9 protein-coding genes are annotated in these 14,708 nt (G+C 30.2%); all 9 read left to right on the top strand.

Going from position 1 to position 14,708, the window contains the following annotated elements; translation table 11 throughout:
- Positions 1–358 precede the first annotated feature (358 nt).
- The 9 genes from MBSPM3_RS02495 to MBSPM3_RS02455 all read left to right on the top strand — a co-directional run bounded on the left by MBSPM3_RS02495 (position 359) and on the right by MBSPM3_RS02455 (position 14,633).
- Entirely contained in the window at positions 359–2,305 is a 1,947-nt protein-coding gene (locus MBSPM3_RS02495) for an NAD+ synthetase (RefSeq protein WP_069028370.1), read from the top strand.
- Positions 2,306–2,424: 119 nt separating this feature from the next.
- Positions 2,425–3,561: a tRNA 2-thiouridine(34) synthase MnmA gene (mnmA, locus tag MBSPM3_RS02490; protein WP_069028369.1), complete on the top strand. Its 1,137-nt coding sequence runs from the start codon at positions 2,425–2,427 to the stop codon at positions 3,559–3,561.
- A gap of 67 nt (positions 3,562–3,628) precedes the next feature.
- Positions 3,629–5,866, top strand: a complete 2,238-nt coding sequence (locus MBSPM3_RS02485; RefSeq protein ID WP_069028368.1) for a RelA/SpoT family protein — start codon at positions 3,629–3,631, stop codon at positions 5,864–5,866.
- A gap of 306 nt (positions 5,867–6,172) precedes the next feature.
- Positions 6,173–7,441 carry a histidine--tRNA ligase gene (hisS, locus tag MBSPM3_RS02480; protein ID WP_069028367.1) on the top strand — a complete coding sequence of 423 codons (1,269 nt, stop codon included), beginning with the start codon at positions 6,173–6,175 and terminating at the stop codon, positions 7,439–7,441.
- Between the two features lie 3 nt (positions 7,442–7,444).
- Complete coding sequence (gene aspS, locus MBSPM3_RS02475) at positions 7,445–9,205, top strand: aspartate--tRNA ligase (RefSeq protein ID WP_069028366.1); 1,761 nt, start codon at positions 7,445–7,447, stop codon at positions 9,203–9,205.
- Between the two features lie 9 nt (positions 9,206–9,214).
- A complete protein-coding gene (gene tilS, locus MBSPM3_RS02470) occupies positions 9,215–10,525 on the top strand; it encodes a tRNA lysidine(34) synthetase TilS (protein WP_069028365.1) in 1,311 nt (436 codons plus the stop codon).
- Positions 10,526–10,646: 121 nt separating this feature from the next.
- Entirely contained in the window at positions 10,647–12,575 is a 1,929-nt protein-coding gene (gene ftsH, locus MBSPM3_RS02465; protein ID WP_069028364.1) for an ATP-dependent zinc metalloprotease FtsH, read from the top strand.
- 332 nt (positions 12,576–12,907) lie between these two features.
- Entirely contained in the window at positions 12,908–13,819 is a 912-nt protein-coding gene (locus tag MBSPM3_RS02460) for an RluA family pseudouridine synthase (RefSeq protein WP_069028363.1), read from the top strand.
- A gap of 118 nt (positions 13,820–13,937) precedes the next feature.
- The gene (locus MBSPM3_RS02455) at positions 13,938–14,633 is read left to right on the top strand and encodes an ATP-binding cassette domain-containing protein (RefSeq protein ID WP_069028362.1); all 696 of its coding nucleotides are present in this window, start codon (positions 13,938–13,940) and stop codon (positions 14,631–14,633) included.
- Positions 14,634–14,708 lie beyond the last annotated feature (75 nt).

The raw sequence follows: 14,708 nt of genomic DNA, 5'->3' as shown, positions 1-14,708 counted from the left end.
TTTATTTATCTTTATTATTAATAATAGTTTTTAGCAATAAAATAATCTTTATAAATACAATTATAATCAAAAATTATTATTAATAATAAAAAAGAATCAATTATAAGATTTTATTTGGGAAAATTATTAAAAAATTATATAATATATATAATGGTTTTATTTTTTTTTATCATCCCAAACCATAAATTAAATATTTATCAATTTATTTAACATCATAAAAAATTATTAAATTATTTAAATATAAACAATAAAAATTATAGTTATTATTATTAATTATCTTAATAAAAAATATTAATTATCATAAATATTAATCTTTAATTATTAAATAATGAATAACTAAGGAAGCAAATTAAAGAAAATGTACAAAAACGGTTCTATTAAAATTGAATTAGCAAGCCCTCCTTTAACAGTAGGTAATCCCTTAAAAAATGCTTATAGTATGCAAAATGTTCTAAACAAAAGTAAAGCCAGTTTTGTTTTGTTCCCCGAACTTTGTTTAAGTAGTTATACAGCAGGAGATCTTTTTTTTGAAACTACTTTTTTAGAACAAAATTTTCAAGCTCTAGATTGGCTTTTAAAAAATAATTCTTTTGAAGGAGTCTATATTTTAGGTATGCCTCTTGCTTTGCATGAAGTTTTATTTAATGTAGCAGTTATCATTCAAAAAGATAAAATATTAGGAATAACCCCTAAAAAAACTATTCCCAATTATAAAGAATTTAGCGAAAAAAGATGGTTTCAATCAGGCAAAACCTGCGAATCCCAATACATCCAAATTTTGGGTCAAACAGTTCCTTTTGGAGATGTTTTATTTATTAATTCCCAATTTGATCTTATTTTTGGAGTAGAAATTTGTCAAGATTTATGGACTGTCTTTTCTCCTGGTGATCTACTTTCCTTAAATGGCGCTCATTTAATTTTTAATCCTTCTGCCTCAACTGATCACATAGGCAAACTTGATTTAAGAAAAAATGCCGTTCTTGATCATTCGCGCAAACAAATTGGAGGCTATTTTTACACTAGTAGCGGAATTACTGAATCTACTGTTGATAATTTATTTTCTAATCACAAAATGGCTGCTTTGTTAGGCGAAATGGTCGCCGAAAAAGATTTATTCAATCAAGATGTAAGTTTAGTAGTTGATGTTTGTGTTGATTTAATTAAATTTCAAAGAAGAATTGATACTACTTATGGTGACCAAAGAATAGGAAAACAACATCCTTTTTTAAAAGTTTATTTTGAACTCCAAGAAACGCCCCATTATCACTTTGAAAAACCAATTAATAAAACGCCTTTTATTCCTCAATCAAATGTTGCTTCGCATTTAAAATTGGCAAATGAAATCCAAGTATTAGCACTCAAAACTAAACTTAACAATTTAAACGCCAAAATAATTGTAGAAATTACTGAAAATATTAATGATTTGTTAACTTTGGTAGTTGCTTTTCAAAGCTTTTCCTTGTTGCAAAAACCGTTAGAAGATTTCATTGTAATCCTAAATCCACTTCTTTTTCCCAACCAAACTCATTATCAACTCCTCAAAGATTTTTTACAAACCAAAGGAGTTTGCCACATTTGTGAAAGTAGTTTTTTAAAGAAAAAAGATTTGTTAGCCTTTTTGGGACTTGACAAAAATGATGCCACCACTAACACAACTAATCTAACTGATGCCACAAATGACACAAGCGCAACAAATGAAATAAATGAAGCAAATGAAACAGCTACTTTATTCAACGATATTAACAACATTTCTACTTTGTCAAACGAACTTGCTTCTTGTCCCAAAGACCTAGATCAAGTTTTTTTAAAGGAATTAGCTTCCCAAACACAAAAGTTTTTGTTGTTAGAAAATAATAATTTTTCGGATATGGCTTTAGGAAAAAACAATCCTCGTAGTCATTACGACCACATTTATAATGTCAATGCTGGCGTTCCTAATGTTTTAGTCAAAGAATTATTACTTTATCATTTAGAAAAAAACTATTTACAAATTACACCTGCCTTAAAAAAATTATATCAAAAATTAGTGCAAGAAAACATCAATCAAAAATTAATTATGGAAGATTTTATTCTTTGTTGCCACATTAAAAAAGGTTTTACCAAAACCAAAATTGCTTGGTTGTTGCAAATTGCCTTTGATTTGAGTCCAGAAAAAAGCAATCAATTAGTTGTTTCATATCTAAAAACTTTTTATCAAAATCAATTTAAAAGACAAAATATGGCACCAGGTCCTAAAGTTTTAGAAAATAGTCTTTCGCCCAGAAACGAATTTTTGCTTCCTATTTATCTACAAAGACAAGAATAAAAAGCAATAAATCAAAGTTCTAAAAATATAAAATCTCAAAACATCAATAAATATCATCAAAATAACAAATCAACACACACACACACATAACAAATTAAAAAAAAGAAAAGGAGCAAAAAATGACAAAAGTTGTTGTTGGTTTATCAGGCGGAGTTGATAGTGCCGTTGCTGCTTTTCTTTTAAAAAAACAAGGTTATTTGGTAGAAGCATTTTTTATGCGTAATTGGGATAGCAATCTTAATTTTGATATCCAAGGTAATCCCACTTTAAATGACATATGCCCGCAAGAACTAGATTATAAAGATGCCTTAAAAGTGTCTGAACAACTAGGAATTAAGTTGCATCGTGTTGATTTTATTGAAGAATATTGGCAAAAAGTCTTTATGTCTTTTATCAAAGCTTTTGAAAATAATCTTACTCCAAATCCTGATATTTTGTGTAATAATGAAATTAAATTTAGAGCTTTTATTGATTATGCAACAACAAAACTTTCCCCTCAATATATTGCTATGGGACATTATGCTAACATTATATATGAAACTTCTTCAGACCAAAAATTAGTTCCACGACTTGCTTGTGCTGTTGACCAAAACAAAGATCAAACTTATTTTTTATCACAACTAACAACTAAACAATTACAAAATATTTTGTTTCCTTTGGGCAATCTCACAAAACAAGAAGTACGCCAAATTGCTTTAGAAAATAATTTAATTAATGCCACTAAAAAAGATTCCACAGGGATTTGTTTTATTGGTGAAAGAAATTTTTTTCAATTTTTAAGCAACTATTTACCTGCTCAAAAAGGTGATATTAAAACTTTGGATGGGACTTTTTTAGCACATCATAAAGGAGTAATGTATTATACCATAGGGCAACGTAAAAATTTAGGTTTGGGTGATGTTCCCAGCCAAAAACCTTGGTTTGTTGTTGGCAAACACCTTCCAACTAACACTTTATACGTAGAACAAGGTAGCAAACATCCTTATTTATACAGCGACAAAGCCTTAATTGGTGATATTGTTTGGCGCGGCAAAAAAACCAATTTGCACCTACAAGCCAAAATGCGCTACCGCCAACCCAATCAAGACGTTATTTTAACTTGGCTAGACCAAAACAACTTAGAAATTCATTATCCTCAAACAATTAAAGCAGTAACTCCAGGGCAAATATGTGCTTTTTATGATAACAATATTTGTTGTGGGGCAGGCGTTATTAAAGAAGTTTATTTTCAAGGCACAAAAAGACTATACACTTAATTTATTTTTTGATTTCTTTTATTTTCTTTGCGTTTTTTTGCAAATCCTTAAAAAAGAAGGTGATAAGATGATTTTAGATTCCGATTTAACTTTAGAAAAAGATACATTATATCAAGATTTAATGGCTGTGATTTCCAAAAATATTCAAGATGTCACCATTTTGCAAAAAATTACTCAAGCCTATCTTTTTGCCAAAGAAAAACATCACGGGCAAACACGTTTTACAGGAGAACCCTATATTATTCATCCTTGTGCAGTGACTAAAATTTTGGCACAATTAAACAGCGAACCCAATACTTTAATGGCAGGATTACTCCACGATGTTTTGGAAGACACTAATGCTACTATGCAAGATTTAACTTCTTTGTTTGGCGAAGACGTGGCTTATTTAGTTTATCGGGCAACTAAACTTACCAAAATTGCTTTTCACAAAAATCAAGGACATGCCGATAATCAACAAAAAATGTTTTTAGCAATGGCAAAAGATATTAGAGTTGTTATTGTAAAGATTGCTGACCGCTTGCACAATATGCAAACTTTAAATGCGATGCCTTCAGAAAAACAATTACGTATTGCCAAAGAAACCTTAGAAATTAACGCTCCTTTAACACATCGTTTAGGGCTTTTTGAAATTAAATCACAATTAGAAGATTTGTCTCTAAGATATGCTTTTCCTCAAGAATACTATCGTGTTTCTAATTTAATTCGGTTAAAAAAACAACAACGTGAAGAATCAATCACCAAAATTATCACCAATATTAAATCTCTTTTAGACAACCACCAACTCAAAAATTACACTATTAAAGGGCGTGTCAAAAATATTTATAGTATTTATAAAAAAATTGTTAAAAGAAAAGTTAGTTTTGAAGAAATCTTTGACCTTTTAGCTATTCGAATTATTGTGCCTACTGTGGATTTGTGTTATCAATGTTTAGGGATTATTCACGGTCATTTTTCGCCACTTCCCCTAAGATTTAAAGACTATATTGCAGTTCCTAAACCTAATCTTTATCAATCTTTGCATACAACTGTTTTAACTAAGGATGGCTCTTTGTTTGAAATGCAAATAAGAACTCAAGAAATGGATGAAATTGCTGAAAAAGGAATTGCTGCTCACTGGGCTTATAAAGAAAATAAAACTTATGCCCAAGAAGCTAAACAACTAGAACTTGCCAAAAAATTAAGATGGTATCAAGAATTAGTTAAAATTACTATGGATGCCAAAAATCATCCCGAAGAAACACCCAAAGAATTTGTAGATTCTATTAAAAATGATATTTTAAGTGATAATGTTTATGTTTTTACTCCTACTCAAGAAGTATTTGAGCTTCCCAAAGGTTCTACCCCCATTGATTTTGCCTTTCGTATTCATTCCGCAGTAGGAAGCAAAATGACAGCAGCCATCATTAACGGGAAAATTGTACCAATTGATTATCAACTCAAAAATGGTGATATTATTTCGATTAAAACCAATAAAAATATTTTATCAGTTAATAAAGACTGGTTGCGCATGGTAAAAACAACACATGCCAAAAGAAAAATTAAAGGTTTTTTAAAAAAAGATATCAAAGAAAATAAAACCGAATATTTAGCAGAGATTCAAAAAGGAAAAGATATTATTGAAAAAGAATTAACTGCCAATAAAATTGAACTTTCCTTGATTGATAATAATTTTGTCCAAAAACATTTTGAGCGTTACAATATTCAAACTCTTAATGATTTTTATTATGAAATTGCTAAAAAACAATTAAATCCTAAGTCAGTAATTAATAAATTGCTTGTTTTAGCCAAAGAAACTTTAAGTCAAAATATTTTGCAAAAACAAATGGCAAAATCGCATAAAAAACTCAAATATCAAAGTGAGACAGGCGTTATTATTGAAGGCCTTAGAAATCCTAAATTAAAATTGGCAAGTTGTTGCACCCCTGTTTATAACGACGAAATCCTAGGATTTGTCACTAAAGGAAGAGGTATTATTGTGCATCGCAAGGAATGTAATAATTTAGCTCAATGTGATGAAAAAAGATTAATTACTGCTTCATGGCAACAAGACCCTACTATTGCTAAATATCCTGCTTGGATTAGTATTATTGCTTCTACCAAAGATACTTTAGTGCAACAAATTATTAATAAAATTAACAGTTTTAATGTAAGTATTTTAGAATTTAATGTTATTAATAAACAAAAATTAGAAACTATTATTAAGATTAGGATTTTAATAGCTAATACTAAAGAATTAAATAATCTAATTACTAATTTATATAAAATTTCGCAAATTTATCAAATTCAAAGAATCAATAATTAAATAATTTATTATTTATAATGCAGACAATTATTTATTCCCCATTTATTTTATTTTACTCCATATATTAATGATGCCTTATTAAAATTATTTTGTTTATTGTGTGTTTGTGTGTATTTTTTAAATCATTTTCATGTATTTTTTAAAGCTTTATTAGCACTAAAAATTAAAAAATATAAAATCTCCAACAACAAAAACCCAAAAAGCCTTATCAAAACTTTTATCCCAAAACAACAAAAAAAAATAACAAAAAAATAATCATCACAAAATTAAAACCCAAACCAACCCCAAAAGCAAAGGAGCCCAAAGATGTTTTCTAAAATTAAAGGTACTTATGATTTGATGTCAGATCAAATGGTTTGTTGGCAAAAAGTAGAAAATCACATTCGCACTTTGTTTGCCAAGTATCATTTGCAAGAAATAAGAACCCCTATAATTGAATATCGTGGTGTTTTTGATAGAGCAGCTCAACATTCAGAAATGGTTTCCAAAGAAACTTATACTTTTGCAGATAAAAAAGGACGTTTTATTACTTTGCGTCCCGAAGGAACTGCTGGTGTTATTCGTAGTTATGTGGAAAATAAATTAGATAAAACCTCACAATTACACAAGTTTTTTTATTATGGACCTTGTTTTCGCTATGAAAGACCTCAAAAAGGACGCTATCGTCAATTTCATCAAGTAGGAGTAGAAATTTTAGGACAATCAAGCCCTTTTTTAGATGTAGAAGTAATTGCTCTTGCCTATGAAACCCTCAAATCATTAGGGATTTGTGATATTACTGTGAAGATTAATTCTTTGGGATGTAAAACTACATACAATAATTATTTACAAGTTTTTAAAAACTATTTACAAACACACTATCAACAATTATGTCCTTTATGTCAAGAAAGATTTGAAAAAAATATTTTGCGTATTTGGGATTGTAAAAATTGTCACAACGAACCTTTTTTAAAGCAAGCACCACGCATTTTTGAACATCTTGTTGAGGACGACAAAGTTCGTTTTTTACAAGTTTTAGAAGGGCTTAAACAAATGAATGTTAATTTTAAATTGTGTCATGATTTAGTCCGTGGACTTGATTATTATACTCATAGCGTTTTTGAAATTGTTTATAATAAAGAACAAGGACATCAAGCAGTTTTAGGTGGGGGTGGTTGTTATGATAATTTAGTTACTTTATTTGGAGGGAACCCTTCGCCTGGTATTGGTTTTGCCTTAGGCATGGAACGTTTAATGTCGATTTTAGCCACTCATTCCTTTTGCAATAAAAATATCTTACCTTCTTTGGATGCCTTTATATTAGTTAGCGTGCCGCAATTTTTTTATCAAGGACTTGCACTTGCAACAACTCTCCGCCATCAAGGTTTTTCCGCCGATATTAATTATCAGTTTTTATCTTTTTCCAAAAGTCTCAAACAAGCCTTAAAACAACAACCCCTTTATCTTTTAATTCTGGGACCAAAAGAATTTGACAACAATCAAATTACAATCAAAAATACTGACACCCAACAGCAAACCACCATATTGCAAAAAGATGTTGTTTCTTATTTTCAAAACAACAAGGAGTTAAATTAATTCATGAAAACTAAATATAGCCATTATAACAATCAATTACAACTTGCCCATCAAGGAAAAACAGTTTTTCTAAAAGGTTTTATTTTTCGTAAACGCAACTTAGGAAAAACTCTTTTTTTTGACTTACGTGATGTTTCTGGTATCGTTCAATTATTAGTTAAAGAAAATAATCCACAATACGACAAAATAGCTTTAATTAAATTAGAAACAGTCGTGCAAATTAAAGGTCAAGTAATTGAAAGAATCAATAAAAATCCTGATTTGCCAACTGGTGATATTGAAATTTTAGTATCTCATATTGAAATTTTAAGTGAGGCTCAAACCTTACCTTTAAATGTGTTTCACAGTCAAGAAAGTTTAGAAGAAACCAGACTTAAATATCGTTATTTGGATTTAAGAAATCCTGAAGTTAAACATTTTTTGATTCAAAGACACCACATTACCCAAAGTATTCGTCAAACTCTTTTGAAAAATGATTTTTTAGAACTAGAAACTCCCATTTTATCTAAATCAACTCCTGAAGGAGCAAGAGATTATTTAGTGCCTTCCAGAATTTATCCAGGTAATTTTTATGCCCTTCCTCAATCTCCCCAACTTTTTAAACAATTATACATGATTGCAGGATTTGAAAGGTATTTTCAAGTAGCACGTTGTTTCCGCGATGAGGACCTCAGATCTGATAGACAACCTGAATTTAGTCAAATCGATATTGAAACATCTTTTTTAAATCAAGATGAAATTATGTCCTTAACAGAAGAAATTATAGTAGATTTATTTGCCAATATTTGGAAAAAACCACTTTCTCAACCTTTTTTAAGATTAACTTATCAACAAGCCTTTGAACTTTATGGTTCTGATAAACCAGATTTAAGAAATCCCCTTAAAATCACCGATTTTACTACTTTTTTTGATACTAACACTTGCCCCCAAAATATTTTTTCATGCAACATTAAAGGCTTTAAAGTTTCTAAAACAGCAGTTTTGACACGCCGAAAAATAGATGAGTATCAATTGTTTTTTAGTAAACATTTTAACTTGAAATTGTTTTCTTTTGTTAAAAAAAATGATAAAATTATAGATGGAATATCTCAATTTATTAAAGATGATTCTTTTTTAAAAAATGAAGAAATTTGTTTTGTCGTTTCTGGCACAAAAGACATTATGCACAAAGCTTTAGGTATTTTTCGCACCAAACTAGCCCTTGATTTATCTTTAGTTGATACAACTCAAGAAGCGTTATTATGGATTGTTGATTTTCCTTTGTTTGAAACTACTCAAGAAGACTTGCCCCAACCAGATCTTACTTTGGAAAACTCAAATACTTCCAACCGTCTTTATTCTTTGCATCATCCTTTTACTGCTCCTTGTGATATTGCTATTTTGAAAAGCAATCCTCAAAAAGCTCTTGCTAAAACCTATGATTTAGTTTGGAACGGCTACGAAGTGGGTGGTGGTTCGTTAAGAATTAACAATCCCCAAACGCAAGAATTAATTTTTAGTCTTTTAGGATTTTCACAAGAAGAAGTGCAAACTCGTTTTGGTTTTTTAGTCGAAGCCCTTAAATACGGCACCCCACCTCATGGAGGACTTGCCCTAGGTCTTGATCGTCTTGTGATGTTGTTTACCAAAACCAACAATATCAAAGATGTTATTGCTTTTCCTAAAACCCAAAGTGCCAAAGATTTGATGTTAGAAGCTCCTAGCGCAGTTGACCAAGAACAACTCAACACCCTAAAACTCAAATTCAAATGCAATTGTAATTAAGGATGTTTCATGAAAACTATCAAACTTGCTTGTAGTCTAGATGCCAATCAAACCTATATTATAGCTGTAAGTGGCGGCGTTGATTCAATGGCTTTACTTCATTGTTTGGTGGCACAAAAAATAAAACTGCAAGTTGTGCATTTCAACCATTTAGCACGCCCTAATGCTTGGAAAGATAAAGAATTAGTCCAAAGTTATTGCCTGCAAAACTCCCTTTGTTTCCATTATTTTGAACTTAACTGCCTCCAAAAAAACTTTCAAGCCCAAGCACGTTTATTAAGACAACAAAAATTAATGCAAATAGCTACAAAGCACCAAACTCCTTTTATTTTAACAGCCCATCATTTAGATGATTTGGCAGAAACTATTTTACAAAAAATAACTAGAAGCAGCACTTTGCTAGGTTATAGTGGCATGCAGATCCAAACTTCTTGGAAAGATTTCATTTTTTTAAAACCTTTTTTATACGTTCCCAAAGCCAAAATCATAAGTTATGCTGCTTTTTACCAAATCCCTTTTTTGGAAGATTACACCAATCAAAACCTCACTTATCAAAGAAACCAAATCAGGCACCAAGTTATTCCTTACTTAAAAACCCAAACTAGTTTTTTGCAAAATATCCCAAAATACCAACAAACTCTTTTGCAAGCCTATAATTTTATTCGCAAACAAACTCTTTTATTTCTTACAAAACACACAAATCATAGTTGTAACCCACCAAACTCTTTTGCACTTGCACCTTTTTTAAACCTTGATTTAGTTATTCAAAAAGATATCATTTTATTATTATTAGAACAACAAAATATTACTAAAAGTTTTATTTTTATCCAAAATATCATCAAAGGCATTAACAATCCTTATAAGCCTAATTTATCTTGGCATCTGAATTTTGAGTGGCATTTAATTAAAGATTACAAGCACATTACATTAATTAGGCCTGCACCACCACTTTCCTTTGCTTTGTCAAAACCTTTGTTGTGTGTTTCTATATGTAATCTTTGTCTTGCTTGCATTTCTCCTTCGTTACAATCCCTCAATTATAATCCTCAAAAAGTTAGTTTTCCTTTAAAAGTACGTTTGCGCCAACCAAAAGACACATTAAAATTTAGTTTTGGCACTAAAAAATTGAAAAAATTTTTAATTGAAAAAAAAGTGCCCCTTACTCAAAGAAATAATTTATGGTTAGTAGTAGACAATCTAGACAATATTTTATTTATTCCTCACTTATATATCAACCTAACTTTAGGAAACCAATCCAAGATTTATTTAGCTTTTAAAAACTTTTTTACTTCTTCAAATTGTTTTTCTCAAACAAATTAAAAATGAGAATCCAAAAAAATAAATGCAGAAATTACATCCATCCCAAATTAAACTCCAAACATTAAAATATTTGATTTCAATGTTTAACTCAAAGATAATTTCTTGCAAGAAAGGTTAATTTATGTCATTTTTTGATAAAATTTTTAAAAAATTCCATATGGGCGTCCTTTATTTTGCTGTAATTTTAATAGGTGCCACTTTTATTTATTGTTATTTTACTAAGAATGCAAAAAAAGATAACAATACATTTGATGAACTTGCAAAAGATAACAAAATTGAAACAATTATTTATGAACCTCACCATTTTAATTCATATTTTTGTAATGTTGTAGTTACTACTACAGACGGCAAAGTAATTGATTTTTTTAATATGCCTTGTGAAAAAGTATTTGAAAAAAAACCAAACGGCAAATACAAATATAAAATTGATTCTGTAGATCCTAGAACTTGGAATGGTTATCAACCTGTTGTTTGGGTATTTAGACAATGTTTAACAATGTTAATTTTTTACTGTTTTTTTCTCTTTTTTGCCGATACTATCAAACAAATGGGACAAGAAATTTTGGCATCAGCCCCTGGTAAAAAAGGTTCTAAAAGTCGCAAAGTTATTATCAATCAAAAAAGATTTACTTTTTCAGATGTAGCAGGAGCTGATGAAGAAAAAGAAGAAATGTCAGAATTGATTGACTTTTTAAAAAACCCGCGCAAATACGCTGCTATGGGAGCAAGAATTCCTAAAGGAGTTTTGTTGTATGGACCTCCAGGTACAGGAAAAACCTTACTTGCCAAAGCAGTTGCAGGTGAGGCAGGCGTTCCTTTTTTTGCTGCTTCAGGTTCTGATTTTGATGAAGTTTATGTAGGTGTTGGTGCTTCACGTGTCAGAGATCTTTTTAAAGAAGCTCAACTGGCAGCTCCTTGTATCGTTTTTATCGATGAAATTGAGGCAGTTGCTAGAAAAAGAGGCTCCAATATTGGTGGGAGTAACGGTTCTGAACAAACCTTAAACCAACTTTTAGTAGAGATGGACGGATTTAACCAAAAAATGGGTGTTATTGTTATTGCAGCTACTAACCAACCCGAAGTTCTTGACTCAGCTATTTTGCGTCCTGGACGTTTTGACCGTCACTTTAATATTACTTTACCAAATGTTAAAGACCGTGAAGCTATCTTAAAATTACATGCAAGTAATAAAAAACTTTCAGAAGAAATTAGTTTAGAAGAATTAGCTAAACAAACCCCAGGTTTTAGTGGTGCTCAATTAGAAGGCACCTTAAACGAAGCTGCTTTATTAGCTGCTAGAAGAAATGCTACTTTTATCAATAAAAAAGATATCAGCGAAGCTTTAGACCGTATTTTAATTGGACCTGCTAAAAAATCTAAAAAATACAACGACAAAGAAAAACGTATGGTAGCTTATCACGAAGCAGGGCATGCTGTTATTGGAATTAAAATTCCTTTTGCCCAAATAGTGCAAAAAATCACCATTATTCCCCGCGGAAACGCAGGCGGATACAACTTAATGCTTCCTCAAGAAGAAACTTTCTTTTCTTCCAAAAAAACCCTATTAGCCCAAATTACTTCCTTTCTGGGCGGACGTGTTGCCGAAGAATTAATGTTTGACGACGTTTCTAACGGCGCTTACAACGATTTTAAACACGCTACGCAAATAGCTAAACTGATGGTAACTAAATACGGCATGAGTGATTTAGGACCAGTGCAATATTCAGGAAATACTTTCCAAAATGATTTTTCTGATCCTAAAGGTTTAGAAATTGACCAACAAATTCAAAAAATTATTGCTAATTGTTATCAACAAGCCAAACAAATTATTCAAGAAAACCAAGATTTGCTTGACACAATCTCTAAATATTTACTTGAAATTGAAACTCTTAATAAAAGAGATATTGATGAAATTGTAGCTACAGGAAAAATTGCTTGGTGGGAAAAAGAAAAAGAAGAAGCTAACAAACCAACCCAACCAACTTCTCAAATGCCTTCCAACAATGAAACAAATAGCACTGATACAACTCCTTTAAATGATGAATTGTGAAAACAACAACCAATTTAGACAACCAAGAATCAAACGAATCAAATCCAAACAATAAGGAAACAACTTCTCCAGAAGTTGTGTCAACAGATTCCGAATAAAACCAAACCCAATCTATTTTTTCATTTCTAAAAATAGTTTTTTGCAAAAACCAAAAATATCTTTACAATTAACACCAATTTTAAGCTTGCTTAGAGTTGGTGTTCGTTATGATAATTTAAATTTATCACCAATGCTTTTTCTTGATTTTTAACCTTTTTATTTTTTTTTCTTTATTTTTGAAACCCAATTCTTTTAATACATTTTTTTAACTTTTAGAAAACAAGGCCTTTTACATGAATGAAAAAAAAGAGTTTCTTATTTCTGCCAGTGAGGCATTTCAACGTTTAGATCATTTTTTATTGATTCACATTAATTTAAATAAAAGTCAATGTCAAAAATTAATTTTGGCACAACAAGTTTTGGTCAACTCCAAACCTGCGAAAAAAAGTTATTTGCTCAAAGCCCAAGACCTCATTACAGTTATTATCCCTCAAACTCAAGAATCTGTTAATTTACAAACTCCTCAAAATCTTAATTTAGACATCATTTACGAAGACCCCTATTTAGCAGTTATTAATAAACCTGCCAATTTGGTAACACACCCTTCTTTAATTTTTCAAGAAACAACCTTAGTTAATGGCTTGTTGTACCAATTTGCAACTTTAAGTCATGTAGATACCCAAAGACCTGGTATCGTGCATAGACTTGACAAAAACACTACTGGTTTATTAATTATTGCCAAAAATAATGATGTAAGCGACAAACTACAAATTGCGTTCCAACAAAGAAAAATTACCAAAATCTATTGGGCTTTAATTGAAGGTTTTTTAGAAGATAAAGGCACTATCAAACTGCCTATTGGAAGAAATCCTCATAATCGATTAAAAATGCAAGTTATTCCAGACGGTAAAACTGCTGTTACTCATTTTAAAACTTTGCAACGTTTTTCTCACTTTTCTTTGATGGAATTTAATTTGGAAACAGGAAGAACTCATCAACTAAGAGCACATTTTTCCTTCCTCAAACGTCCTATTATAGGAGATCTACTTTATGGTTCATCACACCATATTACTCCTTTAGGTCAATTTTTGCATGCCAAAATGTTAAAATTCAACCACCCTATCACCAATCAAAATCTTATTTTAGAAGCACCCTTACCTGCTAATTTTGAAAAGCTTTTACAATCTCTTAACAACTCCAATTAATGCTTTAAACTTTTTTATCTTTACTTTATCATTTGTGTTTTAAACTTTTTATTTTTTTCACACACTTTCCAACTTTCCAATCATTTAAATTAAAAAAACAATAAACAAGGAATTATTTATGATTAAAATTAATAATCTTTCGAAAACTTTTTTCCTTAAAAAAGAAAAACTTCCAGTTTTACAAAACATTTCACTTGCAGTTTTGAAAGGCGAAATCTTTGGGTTAGTGGGAACTTCGGGTTCTGGCAAAACTACTTTATTAAAAATTATGAATGGATTTATGTTGCCTGATAAAAATGCTAATTCTTCCATGCAAAAAGCTTTTAGTCATCTAGAAAGTGCTATGATTTTTCAAAATTTTAATCTTTTGAGTAATTTAAATCTTTTTGAAAATGTGGCTCTTCCTTTAGAAATAAGAAGCACTCCAGAAGAACAAATTACTACTAAAGTAAATAAAATGATAGATTTTGTAGGACTTCGCCAATTTGCAACTGCCTATCCTAAAATACTTTCGGGCGGACAAAAACAACGTGTAGCCATTGCACGTGCTTTAGTTTACGAGCCTAAAATTATTTTTTGTGACGAGCCTACTTTTGCCCTGGATGAAATGACAAGTCAAGAGATTTTGAAGTTATTGCAAACAACCAATCAAAAACTAAAAACTACCATTGTTTTGGTTTCTCATAATGTTGCAGTAATTAAAAGTTTGTGCCATCGTGTAGCTATTTTGGAGCAAGGAAAATTAGCTAAAATTGCTACCCTTAATCCTTCTTGTAAATTTGAAGCTACTTCTTATCAAAACATTTTTATCTAAATTTTATCCTTTTTCTTATCCTTTTTTATCATACAAATGTTTTTGTCCAACAAAATATTAATAAATAAAATTATT

The sequence above is a fragment of the Candidatus Phytoplasma zeae genome, assembly GCF_001712875.1.
GTDB lineage: Bacteria > Bacillota_I > Bacilli_A > Acholeplasmatales > Acholeplasmataceae > Phytoplasma > Phytoplasma asteris.
Note: the sequence above shows the minus strand (reverse complement) of the source record. Positions and strands in the feature narration are given on the sequence as shown.